Source organism: Streptomyces sp. NPDC029296 (assembly GCF_055569255.1).
In genome coordinates this window covers 107,376-122,484 of the sequence record NZ_JBVHXT010000010.1, presented here as the reverse complement: position 1 = coordinate 122,484, position 15,109 = coordinate 107,376, and the positions used below count along the sequence as shown (strand labels likewise).

13 protein-coding genes are annotated in these 15,109 nt (G+C 74.9%); 5 read left to right on the top strand and 8 right to left on the bottom strand.

Annotated elements, in window-relative coordinates:
- Positions 1–33 precede the first annotated feature (33 nt).
- The gene (locus ACZ4W9_RS11440) at positions 34–510 is read left to right on the top strand and encodes a rhodanese-like domain-containing protein (RefSeq protein ID WP_467934855.1); all 477 of its coding nucleotides are present in this window, start codon (positions 34–36) and stop codon (positions 508–510) included.
- 12 nt (positions 511–522) lie between these two features.
- Here the strand turns inward: ACZ4W9_RS11440 and ACZ4W9_RS11435 are convergent, their stop codons facing one another.
- Genes ACZ4W9_RS11435 through ACZ4W9_RS11425 form a run of 3 tightly spaced genes read right to left on the bottom strand, consistent with a single transcriptional unit; the run spans position 523 to position 3,412 of the window.
- Positions 523–1,767, bottom strand: coding sequence for a cytochrome P450 (locus tag ACZ4W9_RS11435; protein ID WP_467934854.1), 1,245 nt, complete (start codon positions 1,765–1,767; stop codon positions 523–525).
- Between the two features lie 33 nt (positions 1,768–1,800).
- Positions 1,801–3,192 (bottom strand): NAD(P)/FAD-dependent oxidoreductase, encoded by a 1,392-nt coding sequence (locus tag ACZ4W9_RS11430; RefSeq protein WP_467934852.1) that lies wholly within the window; start codon positions 3,190–3,192, stop codon positions 1,801–1,803.
- Positions 3,182–3,412, bottom strand: coding sequence for a ferredoxin (locus ACZ4W9_RS11425; RefSeq protein WP_467934949.1), 231 nt, complete (start codon positions 3,410–3,412; stop codon positions 3,182–3,184). Before ACZ4W9_RS11425 ends, ACZ4W9_RS11430 begins: the two co-directional genes overlap by 11 nt.
- A 988-nt stretch (positions 3,413–4,400) precedes the next feature.
- Between ACZ4W9_RS11425 and ACZ4W9_RS11420 the strand changes: the two genes are divergently transcribed.
- The gene (locus ACZ4W9_RS11420; RefSeq protein WP_467934851.1) at positions 4,401–5,228 is read left to right on the top strand and encodes an SDR family oxidoreductase; all 828 of its coding nucleotides are present in this window, start codon (positions 4,401–4,403) and stop codon (positions 5,226–5,228) included.
- 18 nt (positions 5,229–5,246) lie between these two features.
- On the opposite strand, the gene ACZ4W9_RS11415 is transcribed toward ACZ4W9_RS11420, so the two are convergent.
- Together ACZ4W9_RS11415 and ACZ4W9_RS11410 are read right to left on the bottom strand one after the other, a co-directional pair.
- Positions 5,247–6,935, bottom strand: a complete 1,689-nt coding sequence (locus ACZ4W9_RS11415) for a DUF885 domain-containing protein (protein ID WP_467934850.1) — start codon at positions 6,933–6,935, stop codon at positions 5,247–5,249.
- A gap of 53 nt (positions 6,936–6,988) precedes the next feature.
- The gene (locus ACZ4W9_RS11410; protein ID WP_467934849.1) at positions 6,989–7,474 is read right to left on the bottom strand and encodes an Lrp/AsnC family transcriptional regulator; all 486 of its coding nucleotides are present in this window, start codon (positions 7,472–7,474) and stop codon (positions 6,989–6,991) included.
- 60 nt (positions 7,475–7,534) lie between these two features.
- Between ACZ4W9_RS11410 and ACZ4W9_RS11405 the strand changes: the two genes are divergently transcribed.
- Positions 7,535–8,740, top strand: a complete 1,206-nt coding sequence (locus ACZ4W9_RS11405; protein ID WP_467934847.1) for a trans-sulfuration enzyme family protein — start codon at positions 7,535–7,537, stop codon at positions 8,738–8,740.
- Positions 8,741–8,831: 91 nt separating this feature from the next.
- Here ACZ4W9_RS11405 and ACZ4W9_RS11400 read toward each other — a convergent pair whose 3' ends face one another.
- From ACZ4W9_RS11400 to ACZ4W9_RS11390, 3 genes are all read right to left on the bottom strand, one after another.
- Positions 8,832–10,262: a GNAT family N-acetyltransferase gene (locus tag ACZ4W9_RS11400; protein ID WP_467934846.1), complete on the bottom strand. Its 1,431-nt coding sequence runs from the start codon at positions 10,260–10,262 to the stop codon at positions 8,832–8,834.
- 135 nt (positions 10,263–10,397) lie between these two features.
- Positions 10,398–11,984, bottom strand: a complete 1,587-nt coding sequence (locus tag ACZ4W9_RS11395) for an alkaline phosphatase D family protein (protein WP_467934845.1) — start codon at positions 11,982–11,984, stop codon at positions 10,398–10,400.
- A gap of 117 nt (positions 11,985–12,101) precedes the next feature.
- Complete coding sequence (locus ACZ4W9_RS11390; protein WP_467934843.1) at positions 12,102–12,932, bottom strand: alpha/beta fold hydrolase; 831 nt, start codon at positions 12,930–12,932, stop codon at positions 12,102–12,104.
- A 136-nt stretch (positions 12,933–13,068) separates the two neighbouring features.
- Between ACZ4W9_RS11390 and ACZ4W9_RS11385 the strand changes: the two genes are divergently transcribed.
- Together ACZ4W9_RS11385 and ACZ4W9_RS11380 are read left to right on the top strand one after the other, a co-directional pair.
- Positions 13,069–13,953, top strand: a complete 885-nt coding sequence (locus tag ACZ4W9_RS11385; protein WP_467934842.1) for an RNA polymerase sigma-70 factor — start codon at positions 13,069–13,071, stop codon at positions 13,951–13,953.
- 279 nt (positions 13,954–14,232) lie between these two features.
- A complete protein-coding gene (locus ACZ4W9_RS11380; protein ID WP_467934841.1) occupies positions 14,233–14,994 on the top strand; it encodes a GntR family transcriptional regulator in 762 nt (253 codons plus the stop codon).
- Positions 14,995–15,109: the final 115 nt, after the last annotated feature.

The following is a 15,109-nucleotide window of genomic DNA, read 5'->3' as shown; positions in this document are numbered from 1 at the left end:
GGGCGGCGCCCCGCGGACCGTAGATTTCCAGTCATGATCGACACCGCTTCCGAGAACCCCGTCCTGCGGGTCGCCCCCGCCGCCCCGGCCGAGGCCGCCGCCTACTTCCGGGCGAGCCTCGCCTTCCACGCCGACGTCTCCGACGTGGCCACCGCGCTCGCGGCCGGCGACGACCCCGGATTCGTCGTCGTGGACACCCGTTCCACCGCCTCCTGGGACCAGGGCCACGTCCCGGGCGCGGTCCACCTGCCGACCGCGCTCATCGGCGAGCACGCCGAGCGTCTCCTCGACAAGTCCGTGCCCGTGGTCACGTACTGCTGGGGCCCCGGCTGCAACGGCGCCACCCGCGCGGCCCTCGCCCTCGCCGAACTCGGTTACCGGGTCAAGGAGATGCTCGGCGGCTTCGAGTACTGGGCCCGCGAGGGCTTCGCCTACGAGACCTGGCGGGGCCCGGCCCGCCGGGACGCCGACCCGCTGACCGCGCCCGTCGACGGGGACTGCGGCTGCTGAGGCCCCGGCCGGTCAGCGCAGCCCGTCGAACGCGACGTGCAGGTGCCGGGGCCCGCGCAGCACGGCGTTCTCCCGGTACGGCGGCGGATCCTCCACCAGGCGGGGGTTCTCCAGCCGCCGGGCCAGCTCGGACAGCGCGATCTGGGTCTCCAGGCGGGCCAGCGGGGCACCGAAGCAGCTGTGGATGCCGCTGCCGAAGCCGAGGTGCCGGAGATCCTCGCGGTCCGGGTCGAACCGCCCGGGGTCCTTGAACCGCTCCGGGTCCCGGTTGCCCGCGGCCAGCATCAGCCAGATCCGCGAGCCCCTCGGGATGGTGACCCCGCGCACCTCGATGTCGGTGACGCAGGTGCGCTGCGGCACGAGCTGCACCGGTGGCTCGTAGCGCAGCAGTTCCTCCACGATGCCGACCGACAGCCCCGGGTCCTCGCGCAGCCGGCCGAGGATCCCCGGGTGGCGCAGCAGGGTCAGCATGCCGTTGGTGATCAGGTTGACCGTCGTCTCGTGCCCGGCGATCAGCAGCAGCACCGACGTGCTGAGCACCTCCATCGTCGTCATCGACCCGTCCGGGCCCCTGCTGTTCACCAGGTCGGACAACAGGTCCTCGCGGGGTTCCCCGACCCGCTCCTCGACCAGCCCGGACAGATACATGCCGAGCCGCATCCGCGCCTCCCGCGCGGCCTTCTGGTGCTCCGCCGACTCGCCACCGCCCGGCTGCTTCTCCGGGTCCAGGCTCGCCACCAGCGGGTCCACCCAGGTGCGGAACGTCGGCTCGTCCTCCCGGGGCACTCCGAGCAGCCGGCAGATCACCGTCACCGGGAACGGGTAGGCGAACTGGTCCACCAGGTCCACCCGGCGGGCGTCCCCGAAGCCGTCGATCAGCCCGGTGACGATCTCCCGCATGGCGCCGCGCATGCCCTCGATCCGCCGGGGCCGGTGCGGCGGGCCGAACCCCGTGTTGGCGATGCGGCGCAGCCGGTCGTGCTCGGGCGGGTCCAGACGCAGGAACGACGGCGGCAGGCCGCCCGTCTCCTCCGGCTCGCCCAGCCCGTCCTGCCCGGTGGCGGCCAGGTTCGCGGCGTCGGAGCTGATCCGCGGATCGTGCAGCAGCGCCTCGATGTCGTAATACGAGCTGATGAGATACGGGCCGCCCTCCTCCTCGTGGAGCACCGGCGTCCGGCGAAGCTCCTCGTACAGCGGATAGGGGTTGGCGCGGTTCTTGAAATCGGTGATCTGGCGGGCCAGCGAGGCGTGCGGCATGGCGGTTCCTCGGAGCGTCGGGGCCGGGGGAGGTCAGTGGCGGGAGGGGTGGAAGACCAGCTGCTGGTCGGCCGGCGAATAGCCGGTGAGGGTCACCATGGGCCCGTGGGTCGGCAGCGACGGGTCCGGGAAACCCGCCGGCACCGGCTGCCGGCCCTCCGGCCGGCGGTCCAGCGTCGGGAACTCCACCGGGAACGGCGCCCCCCGCTCGATCTGCCGCTGGTAGAACTCCAGCCAGCGGGCGTTGTCGAAGGTCACGGCGGCCACGATCCGGCCCTGGTGGCCGTAGACCCCGACGAACCGGCGCTCGGCGAGCGACCCCTGCGTGATCATGAGCTGCTCGCCCATCGGCGGGACCCCGACCGATTTGATGTTGACCCCGAACATCGACGACCAGAAGGCCGGCATCCACAGGTGCGGGCGCCGGTCGGCACCGTCGCAGATCATGTTGTGCGCGGCCGTCTCCGCCTGGGCGACGGCGTTGCCCCAGTGCTCCAGCGACAGGAACTGGTAGCCGAACAGCGCGTGCGGGGAGCGGGCCACATCGCCCGCCACGAAGACGTCGTCCGTGACGATGCCCCGGAAGTCGAAGGCCCGGCAGCCCGCGTCACAGGCGACGCCCCGGGGCCCCGCGCCCAGCCCCGACCCGGCGAGCCACTCCGTGTTGCGCACCGACCCCAGCGACACCACGACCACATCCGCCTCGACCACGCTCTCGTCGGACAGGTGGACCGCCCGCACCCGGCCCGCCGCGTCCCCCTCCAGAGAGGTCACCGTGACATGGGTGCGCAGGTCCACGCCGTGCTCCGCCGCGAGGTCCGCCGCGACCGCGCCGACCACCCCGCCGAGCGCCCCCACCAGCGGCGCCCCCGCACGTTCGGCCATGCTCACCGGCAGGCCCATCTCCCGGCAGGCCGAGGCGACCTCCGAACCGGCGAACCCGGCGCCGATGACGAACACCCGCCGGGGCCCGGCCCTCAGCCGCCGGTCCAGGTCGGCCGCGTCCTTTCGGGTGCGCAGCACGCACACCCCGTCCAGCCGGGCCTCCTCCTCCTTGAACCACGGCCGGGCCCGCACCCCGGTCGCGATGAGCAGCCGGTCGTACTCCACCTCGTCCCCGTCGGCCAGCCGGACCCGCTTGGCCGCCAGGTCCAGCCCGGTCGCCGCGACACCCAGCCGCCACTTCGCGTCGGTCTCCCAGCGGCGCGGCAACTCCGTGCGGACCGGGGACGCCAGGCCCAGCAGCGCCGACTTCGACAGCGGCGGCCGGTCGTACGGCTCGTACGGCTCGTCCCCGATCAGGGTCAGCTCGCCGGCGAAGCCCTCCGCGCGCAGCGTCTCGGCCGCCCGCAGCCCCGCCAGCGAGGCGCCCACGATCACGATCCGCCCCTCGCGCCTGAGCCGTTCCACGTGGTCAGCGGGCATCGGACGCCCCCTGGGCCGCGCCCGCGCGGTCAAGTCCGTCGACGGTGATCGCCCCCACCGGGCAGGCGGCCACCGCCCGCGCCACCCGCTCCCGCTGCACCTCCTGCGGACACGGGTCGTAGATCAGCGACTCCTCGCCGTGCATGGCGAAGACATCGGGCGCGAGGAACGCGCACTGGGCGTACCCCTGGCACTTGTTGAGATCGACGACAAGCCTCATCGGCGCTCCGCCCTTTCGAGTGGCGAGGTCCGGTGCGCGCCGCACGGCTCGCGCGGGCGGGCTCCGGACGGCGGTCTCCCCTCGCTCGCCAGCATGCGAGCGGGGACCGGGCGCCCGCGCGCCGGGCACGCCGATCGAGTGAGCGCCCGGCGCTCTACCCGGCCGCCCGTCCCGGGCCCGCCCCGAGGATGTGCAGGCCGTCAGCAGCGACCAGGCCGGGAAGACGAGTTCCGCCCAGGGCACGTTCGACGAGACGAAGAGCAGGATCAGCACGGTGACGAAGCCCGCGACCGTCAGCGGGCGCGGCAGCACGCCCAGCCGGTGGCCCATGACCGACAGGGACGACACGGACACGGCCGCCATCCGCATGGCGTGCCCCGTCATCAGCGAGTACGCGAGGTGGCGGCCGAAGTCCCAGGCCACCGGCAGCGGCGGCACACCGGGCGGATGGGCCACCGCCCCCGCCGCCGCGGCGGCCCCGAACAGCGTGGCCGTGAAGATCGGCCCGCTGCCCAGGAAGACGGTGGCGAGGAACGTGTCCTCCACCGCGCCGACGTGCGCGCGGACCGCGCCGAGGAACCACAGGAAGAAGATCCCGGCGAACGGCACCAGCGCGAGGGCCGCCCGCAGCGCGTCGTGCCGCCCGGAGTCCGTGGACCCCCGGGCGGTGACCGCGTCCGCTCCCTCGGGGAGGGCCAGCCTGACCAGGACCATCGCCGCCGCCAGGATCAGCGCGAAGAGATCCCCGCCAGGCCCGCCGCGCGCGGTGTCCGCAGTGCCCTGCGCCCCGGCGCGTTCTCCCGCATGGCCCGGCCCGCCCTTGCGTGTCGGCCCCCGGCACCAGCGGGCCACCCCGGCGCCGGCCGCGTCACCGGGAGACGGCCGTCCGGCCGAGCGGAGAAACCGCTCGCGCCACCGGAAGAACGACCGTCCGGCCGGGCGGATAATCGCTCGCACGGTCTCGGCCGCCCCCCTAGGGTGGGCGCCCATGCCGACACCTGTCGAACTGCGCCGCGACCCCCTGCCCCTGCGCGGCCGTACCGCGCTCGTCACCGGTGCCTCCCGGCGGGCCGGGATCGGGCACGCCGTGGCCCGACGGCTGGCCGCCTACGGCGCGAGCGTGTACCTGCACCACCATGTGCCGCACGACGCGGCCATGCCCTGGGGCGCCGACAGTCCCGACGCCGTCGCCGACTCCGTGCGCGAGGCGCTCGGCGACCCCCGGGCGCGGGTCGCCTCCGGCCCCGGCGACCTGGCCGACCCGGCGGAACCGGCCCGGCTGGTCCGCACCGTGACCGAGGAGTTCGGCCGCCTGGACATCCTGGTGGCCAATCACGCCCTCAGCGGCTCCGACGGCACCCTGGACGACATCGACGCGGCGATGCTGGACGCCCACTGGGCCGTCGACAGCCGCTCGGTGCTGCTGCTCGTCCAGGCGTACGCCCGTTCGCGCGCGGCCCTGCCCGCGGATGCCCCCGGCGGGCGCGTGGTGCTGATGACCTCCGGCCAGGACCAGGGCGGAGGGATGCCGGGCGAGATCGCCTACGCCCTGCAGAAGGGCGCCCTCGCCTCCGTCACCCGCGCCCTGTCCACCGCGCTCGCCGAGCGGGGGATCACGGTGAACGCGGTCAACCCCGGACCCGTCGACACCGGGTACGCCACCGGCGAGGTGCGGGCGGCCGTGGCCGCGCGGTTCCCCGCCGGACGCTGGGGCGCGCCCGACGACCCCGCCCGCCTCATCGCCTGGCTGGCCACCGACGAGGCGCGCTGGATCACCGGCGAGGTCGTGAACTCCGAAGGCGGCTTCCGGCGCTGAGCCCGGATGCCCGGACGGTCAGAGCCGGGACAGCTCGTCCAGCAGGTCGTCCAAGCCCAGCGAGCCCTGGGACAGCGCCGCCATGTGCCAGGCCTTCAGGTCGAACGCGGCGCCGTGCCGCGCGCTCGCCCGTTCCCGGCCCAGCAGCCAGACCCGCTCGCCCAGCTTGTAGCCGATGGCCTGGCCCGGCATGGTCAGATACCGGGTCAGCTCGCTCTCCACGAAGTCCCCCGGACGGCTGCTGTGCGCCCCGAAGAACTCCTCCGCCAGCTCCGGCGTCCAGCGCTCGCCCGGACGGAACGGGGAGTCGGCCGGGATCTCCAGCTCCAGGTGCATGCCGATGTCGATGATCACCCGCACGGCGCGCATCATCTGCGCGTCCAGATAGCCGAGGCGTTCTTCGGGATCCCGCAGGAACCCGAGTTCGTCCATCAGCCGCTCCGCGTACAGCGCCCAGCCCTCGACGTTGGCGCTGACCATGCCGACCGTCGCCTGGTAGCGGGAGAGACTGTCCGCCACGTGCGTCCACTGCGCGAGCTGGAGGTGGTGGCCGGGCACGCCCTCGTGGTACCACGTCGAGACCAGGTCGTAGACCGGGAAGCGGGTCAGGCCCATCGTGGGCAGCCAGGTCCGGCCGGGCCGGGAGAAGTCCTCCGACGGGCCCGTGTAGTAGGGGGCCGCCGCGCCGCCGGGCGGCGCGATGCGCGACTCCACCCGCCGCACCCGGTCGGCCAGTTCGAAGTGGGTGCCGTCCAGGTCCTCGATCGCCCGGTCCATCAGCCCCTGGAGCCAGTCGCGGGTCTCGTCCACGCCCTCGACGTGCCGCCCGTGCTCGTCCAGGTGCGCGAGCGCCTCCCACGGCGTCTTCGCGCCGGGCAGGATCTTCTCCGCCTCCTCGCGCATCTCGCCGAGGAGGCGGTGGAACTCCGCCCAGCCGTAGGCGTACGCCTCGTCCAGGTCCAGGTCGGTGCCGTTGTAGTAGCGGGCCCAGCGCGCGTACCGCTCCCGGCCGGCCACGTTCGGGGCGCCCTCGATCGCCGGCGCGTACACCCGGCGCAGCCAGTCCCGCAGCTCCACCACGGCGCCGGTCGCCGCCCGCGCCGCCTCGTCCAGCTCGGCGCGCAGCGCCCCGGGTCCCGCGGCGGCGAAGTCCTCGAACCAGCCGCGGCCCTCGCCGGTGCCCGCCCACTCGGTCAGCTGGCCGATGAACGTGGCGGTCGGCCGCGGCGCCGCGAACAGCTCCCGGTCCAGGCCGAGCCGGAGGGAGGCGCGGTAGCCCGCGAGCGCGGCGGGCACCGCGCGCAGCCGCTCGGCGATCGCCGCCCAGTCCTCCTCCGTGTCCGCCGGGGTGACCGTGAAGATCTCCCGGACCTCGTGGCCGGGTGTGTGCATGTTGCCGATCTCGCGCAGGTGTTCGCCCGCCTCGTACACGGCGAGCCGGGCGGTCAGCCGCTCCCGCAGCAGCCGCCCGCAGCGCCGCTCGGCATCGCTGTCCGCGCCGGGCTGCCGCTCCGCCTCGTCGAGCCTCGCGAGGGTGGCCCGGGTCAGCCGCGCCTGCGCGTCCCGTCCCGCGGGCGAGTAGTCGGGCAGCCGGCTCGAACTCTCCGGCACCCCGAGGTAGGTGCCGGTGACCGGGTCGAGGGCGATGAGGTCGTCCACATAGGCGTCGGCGACCTGACGGGGCAGCGGGATCTTGGTATCGGACATGCGGCCCATCCTCGTACGCCGGGGATCACCGCGTCACCCGCGCACGGCGCGTTTCAGCTCCGGTCGTGGCCGGGCGGCAGCAGCGGCCCGCACTCCCACTGCTGGAAGACCAGCCGGGTCTCCACCCGGGCGACCTCGCGCCGTGCCGTGAACTCGTCCAGTACCAGCCGCTGGAGGTCGGCCATGTCCGCGACGGCCACATGCACCAGATAGTCGTCCGGGCCGGTCAGATGGAACACCGTCCGCGCCTCCGGCAGCGCCCGGATCCGCTCCACGAACGGCCCGACCAGCTCCCGCCGGTGCGGCCGTACCTGCACCGACAGCAGCGCCTGGAGGCCGCGCCCCAGCTTGGCCGGGTCCAGCCGCAGCCGGTGGCCGAGGATCACGCCCGAGCGGCGCAGCCGGGCCACCCGGTCCAGACAGGTCGACGGGGCCACGCCCACCTGCGCGGCGAGGTCCCGGTAGGTGGTCCGGGCGTCGTTCTGCAACAGCCGCAGCAGATGCAGATCCACCGGATCCAGTACGACGGACTCGGCCATGTGCCGAACGTAGCACGGCACTTGGCCCCGCAGAACCGGGCGGTGTTCACCCTTGCGCCCATGGACACAGCGAGCACCGGTGCCTACGACGGCGTAGGCACCGCACCGAGAGCCCTGACCACCGAGGCCGTGCACGCCGGCCGCGACGACCTGGCCCGGCAGGGCCTGCACGCCCCGCCGATCGACCTGTCCACCACCTACCCGTCCCACGACAGCCGGGCCGAGGCCGCCCGCATCGACGCCTTCGCCACCGACGGCGCGGACCTGGCCGGCCCGCCGGTCTACGCCCGCCTGGGCAACCCGACCGTCGCCCGCTTCGAGACCGCCCTCGCCCGGCTGGAGGGCACCGAGACCGCCGTCGCCTTCGCCAGCGGGATGGCCGCGCTGAGCGCGGTGCTCCTGGCCCGCGCTTCGGCGGGCCTGCGGCACGCCGTCGCGGTACGGCCCCTGTACGGGTGCAGCGACCACTTGCTGACCGCCGGACTGCTCGGTACGGAGGTCACCTGGACCGACCCGGCCGGCATCGCCGGCGCGCTGCGGCCGGACACCGGGCTGGTGATGGTCGAGTCCCCGGCCAATCCGACCCTCGCCGAGGTCGACCTGCGGGCCGTCGCCCGCGCCTGCGGCCCGGTCCCGCTGCTCGCCGACAACACCTTCGCCACGCCGGTGCTCCAGCGGCCGGCCGGGCAGGGGGCGCGGCTGGTGCTGCACAGCGCCACCAAGTACCTCGGCGGCCACGGGGACGTGCTGGCCGGGGTGGTCGCCTGCGACGAGGAGTTCGCCGGGCGGCTGCGGCGGATCCGGTTCGCCACGGGCGGCGTCCTGCATCCGCTGGCCGGCTATCTGCTGCTGCGCGGCCTGTCCACCCTCCCGGTGCGGGTCCGGGCCGCCTCCGCGAACGCCGCCGAGCTGGCCCGCCGGCTCGCCGCGGACCCGCGGGTGGCCCGGGTGCGCTATCCGCGCCTCGGCGGCGCGATGGTCGCCTTCGAGGTCCACGGCGATCCGCACGAGGTGATCTCCCGGGTGCGGCTCGTCACCCCCGCGGTGAGCCTGGGCAGCGTCGACACGCTCATCCAGCACCCCGCGTCCATCAGCCACCGCATCGTGGACACCGGCGACCGGCACGACGCGGGCGTCACCGACCGCCTGCTCCGTCTGTCCGTGGGCCTGGAGGACGTCGACGACCTGTGGGCGGACCTGGACCGGGCGCTGGGCGCGACGCCCGAACGGCAGGACGCGGGCGCGCGGGAGGAGGCGGTGCGCTGAGGGGACGCGGCGTCCGGTCGCCTCCGGCGGCCCGGCGGCCGAAGGGCCCGGCCCCGGAGTACCGGTCGCCGGGCCCTGCCGCCGGTGGCCGTCAGTCGCGGTGGGCCGGGTCGGTGAGGCGGGGAGCGGCGGAGGACCGCGGGGGCGCGTCCAGGCGGGCCGTGATGACCAGGGTGCCCTCCTCGATCTGGTAGTCCAGCGGGAGGCCGAGGGCGCGCATCGCGGCGATCATGCCGGTGTTGGACGCCTTGGTCACGGCGTACACGCTCGCGCAGCCGGCCTCCGCCGCCATCGAGACCAGCCGGCCGAGGAGTTCGCCGCCGACGCCGCGCCGCTGCCACTCGTCCTCGACCAGCAGCGCGACCTCCGTCTCGTCGCCGTCCCACAGCAGGTGCCCGAGGCCGACGATCCGGCCGGCGGCGGTCTGCGCGGCCAGGGTGCGGCCGAAGCGGGGGCTGAGCAGGTGGTTCAGATAGCGGTCGGCGTCGCCGACCGGGCCGTGGTAGCGCAGGCCGAGCGTGTGCGCCGAGCACCGCTCGTGCATCGCCCTGGCCGCGGGCAGGTCCCCGGTGCCGACCCGGCGCACCGTGATGTCGTCGCCCTCGGGCAGCGTCAGCACGTCCTGCCCGCCGGGGATCCGCGGCCCGAGCCGCCCGTCCAGCTCCACCAGCGCCCGGGCACGGGCGAACTCCGTCGGCGTGAACGGCAGATACGGCCGCTCCACGGTGAGCACCCCGCCCTCCGGGGCCGGCAGCCGCATCACCGTGTCCTCCAGCACTCCCTCGGCCGGCACCGGCAGCGGGCCCCGGCCGCCGCCGGCCGGTGTGCCGGGCAGCGACCGGATGGTGCACCGGCCCAGCAACTGGCGGAGCGCGAGGGGGAGTTCGGAGGCGTCCAGGGCCGTACGGGCGGCCAGGCCCAGCACCCGGGTCGGCGCGTCGACCAGATCGTGGGCGTCGGCCCGCTCGATCCACGTGGACGTGCCCCCGGCCAGCGCGACCGCCCGGGTGATCCCGGTCGCCGCCAGCGTGCCCGGTGCCCGCAGCAGGAACTCGTCCACCGTGCCGTCGGCCAGCGGATGGGTCTGGAGGCTGAGGATGTCCACCCGGTGCTCGGCGAGCGCCGTGCACAGGACGGCCAGGGACCCCGGCTCGTCCTTCACCGTCGTCCGCATCCGCCACAGCGCGCCCGGGCCGGGGAGGGGGGCCACCGGGGTGCCGGGCCGCTCGGACGGCCCGGCCGGCCGCGTCGCGGCGGTCGGCCGGGCACCGGTATCGCTCGCGGGCGGCGCGTGTCCGTGGCGGCGTGACCACCACACGTGGAAGCCCGCCGTCGCGGCCAGCACGATCGCGGAGATCACGAGCAGGGCCGGTCCGTCCGGCCCGTGCCCGATCAGGTTGGCCACCGCGTCCGCGACGGCCACCGCGGTGAAGAGCGCGGCGAGTTCGACGAGGTCCCGCCGCCAGTGGTGCACGGGCCGCCCGTGCCGGGCCCGGGTCACATCAGGCATCTCTGGAGTCATGCGGCCACTGTGCAGGAGGGGTGTTGCGCGATCACGAACTGATTGTGTCCGATGGGTAAAGCATGCTCCGTCCCATTTGTTGCATTTTCTACGGCCGACCGGGCGCCCGGCTCGCTCCGGCCGCCCCGGATCCGCCTACTGACCGACCCGCCCCGGCTGCAGCGTCCGGCTGAACAGCACCCCGCCGTCCTGCTCCCGCAGCCGTACCGTCAGCTCCCCGCTGTCCCCGTCGATGTCCACCTCGCCGAAGAACTGGTAGCCGCCGGCGGGCGAGACGTTGGACGCGGCCGGGGCCTTCACGAACACCCGCTCCGGCCCGAACGTGCCGTCCAGCGGGCTCGCCGGGAAGGCGCCCGCGTTCAGCGGCCCCGAGACGAACTCCCAGAACGGCTCGAAGTCGGTGAACGCGGCCCGGGAGGGCTGGTAGTGCTGGGCCGAGGTGTGGTGCACGTCCGCCGTCAGCCACACCGTGCCGGTGATCCGCCGGTGCTTGACGAACCGCAGCAGCTCGGCGATCTGCAGTTCGCGCCCGAGCGGCGCCCCCGGGTCGCCCTGGGCCACCGCCTCGAAGTTCGGCCGGCCCTCCGTCGCGTCCGGTACGACCAGCCCGATCGGCATGTCGGCGGCGATCACCTTCCACACCGCGCGCGAGCGGGCCAGCTCCCGCTTGAGCCACTCCAGCTGCTCCCGGCCGAGGATGCCCCGGGGGTCGGTGGTCTGGTCGTCGGGGGAGTTGGCGTTGCGGTAGGTGCGCATGTCCAGCACGAACAGGTCCAGCAGCGGTCCCTGGCGCAGCACCCGGTACACCCGCCCGTCCCGGGCGCCCGGCCGCAGGGTGGGGATCGGGAAGTACTCGCCGAACGCCCGCCGGGCGCGCGCCGCGAGGACGTCGACGCTCTTCTCGGTGTACCGGGCGTCGGTCGTGGCGATCACCTCGCCCGGGTACCAGTTGTTGCGCACCTCGTGGTCGTCCCACTGGACGACCGAGGGCACCTGGGCGTTGAACCGGCGCAGGTTGGCGTCGAGCAGGTTGTAGCGGAAGTTGCCCCGGTACTCGGCCAGGGTCTCGGCGACCTTCGACTTCTCCTCGGTGGTGACGTTCCGCCAGGTGCCGCCGTCGGGCAGCGCCTGGGTCGCGGGGATCGGGCCGTCGGCGTATATGGAGTCGCCGCTGCACAGGAAGAAGTCCGGGTCCAGCGCGGCCATGGCGTCGTAGATGCGGTAGCCGCCGAGGTCGGGGTTGATGCCCCAGCCCTGCCCGGCCAGGTCGCCCGACCACAGGAACCGCACCCCGTCCCGGCGGCGCCGGGAGACCGTGCGGAAGGTGCCGGTGACGGGCTCCGAGGTGCGGCGCGGGTCGTCCGGGTCGGCGAGCAGCACCCGGTAGTGGATCTGCTCGCCGGACGGCAGGCCGTGCAGCCGGGTGGTGCCGGTGAAGTCCGTGCCGCCGCCCAGCAGCGGGCCGTGCCACCGGCGCGGATCGCGGAACGACTCGGTGGCCGAGGTCTCCACGATCATGCGGGCGGGCCGGTCCGCACGCACCCACACCAGACCCGAGTCGGCGCCCACGTCACCGGTCTGCACGCCCCAGCCCGCCCGGGGGCGGCCGGAGCGGGCGAACGCCGGGGCCGCGCCGAGGCCGACGGGCAGGGTCAGGGCCGCCGACGCGGCGAGCGAGCCGCGCAGAACGCCGCGGCGGCCCGGGAGTGGACGGTGGGACATGGCTGCGCCTCCAGGGACGGGATCCGGCCAGTGTGCACAGCCACACCTACTGGTGCGGCGCGGCGGGCACGCGAACCGGAAGTGAACTCCGGCCGGCCGGCGGGCCCCCGGCGCCCCTCAGCGGCTGCCGTCCAGGATCACCCGCGCCACCAGTGCCGGGTCGTCGTTCATCGGGACGTGACCGCAGCCGGGCAGCCGCACCAGCCGGGCGTGCGGGATGAGCCGCTTGGCGCGGATGCCCTGGCGGGGAACGAGGATCCGGTCCCGGGCGCCCCAGGCCACCGTGACCGGGAGACCGGGCACGTCGTCGGTGAACCGGACGGCGGCGCCCGCCCGCAGGGTCGCCGCGAAGCCGGTGGCCGTCGCGAGCGCGTGCGTCTCGGCGACCACCGCCGTCGGCGAACGGCGCGCGGGGCGGGCGTAGATGGTGCTGGTCAGCGCCGTGCGGCCGGCCGCCGTGCGGGACAGCCCCGCCACCACCGGCGACGGCAGCCGCCGGGCGATGCCGCGCATGCCGAGCAGCACCGTGAACGCGTAGCGCCGCTCCGCCCGCGACCAGAAACCGGCGGGGGACAGGGCGGTGACGGACCGTACGAGCCTCGCCCGGCCCAGTTCGAGGGCGAGCAGACCGCCCAGCGAGTTCCCGGCCACGTGCGGGCGGTCCAGGTCCAGTGCCCGGAACAGGGAGCCGAGCACGGTGCTGGTGGTGGGCAGGTCGTAGGCCAGGCCGTCCGGCAGTCCCGGGGAGGCGCCGAACCCCGGCAGGTCCACGGCGATCACCTCCCGCTCGGTGGCCAGGATGTCCACGACCGGGTCCCAGGCCTGCCGGTGGTGGCCGATGCCGTGCAGCAGGACCAGCGGTTCACCGCGGCCCACGCGCGCGTAGGACACGGTCACCTCGCCCGGACCGTGGGGGGCGGGGACCTGGAAGGAGACGGTGGCGGACATGAGGTGCTCCTCGTCTGTGCTGCCGGCGGACGCCGTAGACAGCTTGTCAGCAACCGCCTACCGGCGGGTAGCCCCTGGCGGGCACCGGCCCCGTTTCCGGGTGGACACCGGCGGGCGGTTCCGGTGGGATGGGCCCGTGACCGCGCAGCCCGCCACCGATGTCTTCGAAGAACACCGGCCCCTGCTCATGGGGGTCGCCTACCGCATGCTCGGCCGGGTCGCCGACGCGGAGGACGTGGTGCAGGAGGCCTGGCTGCGCTGGTACCACGCCGACCGCCCGGAGGTCCGCGAACCGCGCGCCTATCTGGTCCGCGTCACCACCCGGCTGGCCATCGACCGGCTGCGCCAGGCCCAGCGGCGCGGCGAGTCCTATATCGGCCCGTGGCTGCCGGAGCCCTGCCTCACCGAGTTCGCCGGCACCGCGCCGGACTCCGCCGAACGCGCCGTGCTCGCCGACACGGTCTCCCTCGCCGTCCTGGTCGTCCTGGAGTCGCTGTCCCCGCTGGAACGGGCCGTGTTCGTGCTCAGGGAGGCGTTCGGCTACCCGTACGCCGAGATCGCCGAGCTGCTGGAGCGGACCGAGCCGGCGGTACGGCAGCTCGCCGGGCGGGCCCGCCGGCACGTGGCCGAAAGACGCCCACGCTACGACGTCGACCCCACCCGGCGCCGGGAACTGACCGAGCGTTTCCTCGCCGCCGCAGGCGGGGGCGACCTCCGGGAGCTGATGTCCCTGCTCGCCCCCGACGTCCGGCTGGTCGGCGACAGTGGCGGCAAGGCCAAGGCGCCGGTGCGCGTCCTGCACACCGCCGACAAGGTCGGCCGCTTCCTCGTCGGCGCCGCCCGCACCGCCCCGGCGGACCGGACCTACCGCGTCCTGGAGGCCAACGGCGGCCCCGCCCTGCTGATCCTGGTCGGCGGCGCGCCCGACAGCCTGTTCCAGGTGGACATCGCCGACGGCCGCATCACGTCCGTCTACATCATCCGCAACCCCGACAAGCTCCGGCACCTCGCCACCCGCTGACCCGCCGCCCCCGCTCCGAGCCCCCGCCGCCCCGGCGGGGGCTTCGCCGTACCCCCGCACGCCCCCGTACGACGGGAGCTTTGCCGCGATGTCACACACACCGTCGCGCGCGAACGCCTCGTGAACGCTTCGCGGCCGGGCGTCCGGATACCGGCCGGGCGGCCGAGGATTGGTCTTGACCAAGGGTGAGCGCCGCCCTATGGTCGCAGAGAAGTGCAACAACCTTTAATAAACAAGGGCGCCAAAAACCGCCGGACCACGGCTCTCGCGGAGGACAGGGTGGGGACCACGCAGCTGGAATCGGTACCGGAACCGAAGTACTGGCATCTCAAGACCGTGCTCAGCGAGGCACTCGACTCCGAGTTCTCGGTCGGCGAGATCCTGCCCAACGAGCGTGATCTGGCCGCCCGCTTCGGCGTGGCCCGCGCCACGCTCCGCCAGGCCCTCGAACAGCTGGAGCTGGAGGGACGGCTGCAGCGCCGGCGCGGGGTCGGCACGACCGTCGCGCCCCCGCGCGTGGGCGTGGCCGTCGGCACGGAGCAGCACGACTGGCCCGGCGCGGCCGGGGACGCCTGGCAGCCCGTCGACAGCGCCCAGGCGGTGCCGCCCGCCGCCGTCGCCGCCGCCCTGGAGACCGGCGCGGACGAGGCGGTGCACACCGTGCGCCGCTCCCGGACGTCCCACGGCCAGCAGGTCGCCACCGAGCTGCTCTACATCCCGGCGGCCTCGGTGCCCGGTCTGACCGCGATCGACGCCCCGTCCGGCGCCGCACGCGCGCGTGCGGTACTGCGGGAGCTTCAGCACCTGCCGCTGGAGGGGGAGGACCGCGCGGTCGAGCTGGGCTCCGCGCGCGCGGACGACGCGCGGGCCCTGGACCGGCTCCCCGGCTCCCCGGTCCTCGTCCTCACCACCCGCTTCTTCGCCCAGGGCCGCACCGCCGCCCTGTCGGTGGCGACCTACCGCGCCGACACCTGCCGGCTCACCTTCGGCGACTCGGCGGGGGTCGAGATACACCACGACCCGGAGCAGCGCGCCTCCTGAACCCCGGAGCCCAGGGAGCCCCCGACCGCGGGGCCGCACACCGACCGCGGCCCCGCGAGGAGCCTTCGGGCACGCCCGCCGGTACACCGGCCCGCGCGCACGCCACGGCCGGGTT

Bases quoted from the DNA above. Each gene is read 5' to 3' on its own strand.
- ACZ4W9_RS11395 (WP_467934845.1), bottom strand. From the start codon at position 11,984: ATGTCCCACCGTCCACTCCCGGGCCGCCGCGGCGTTCTGCGCGGCTCG.
- ACZ4W9_RS11440 (WP_467934855.1), top strand. From the start codon at position 34: ATGATCGACACCGCTTCCGAGAACCCCGTCCTGCGGGTCGCCCCCGCC.
- ACZ4W9_RS11435 (WP_467934854.1), bottom strand. From the start codon at position 1,767: ATGCCGCACGCCTCGCTGGCCCGCCAGATCACCGATTTCAAGAACCGC.
- ACZ4W9_RS11390 (WP_467934843.1), bottom strand. From the start codon at position 12,932: ATGTCCGCCACCGTCTCCTTCCAGGTCCCCGCCCCCCACGGTCCGGGC.
- ACZ4W9_RS11410 (WP_467934849.1), bottom strand. From the start codon at position 7,474: ATGGCCGAGTCCGTCGTACTGGATCCGGTGGATCTGCATCTGCTGCGG.
- ACZ4W9_RS11400 (WP_467934846.1), bottom strand. From the start codon at position 10,262: ATGACTCCAGAGATGCCTGATGTGACCCGGGCCCGGCACGGGCGGCCC.
- ACZ4W9_RS11405 (WP_467934847.1), top strand. From the start codon at position 7,535: ATGGACACAGCGAGCACCGGTGCCTACGACGGCGTAGGCACCGCACCG.
- ACZ4W9_RS11425 (WP_467934949.1), bottom strand. From the start codon at position 3,412: ATGAGGCTTGTCGTCGATCTCAACAAGTGCCAGGGGTACGCCCAGTGC.
- ACZ4W9_RS11415 (WP_467934850.1), bottom strand. From the start codon at position 6,935: ATGTCCGATACCAAGATCCCGCTGCCCCGTCAGGTCGCCGACGCCTAT.
- ACZ4W9_RS11430 (WP_467934852.1), bottom strand. From the start codon at position 3,192: ATGCCCGCTGACCACGTGGAACGGCTCAGGCGCGAGGGGCGGATCGTG.
- ACZ4W9_RS11420 (WP_467934851.1), top strand. From the start codon at position 4,401: ATGCCGACACCTGTCGAACTGCGCCGCGACCCCCTGCCCCTGCGCGGC.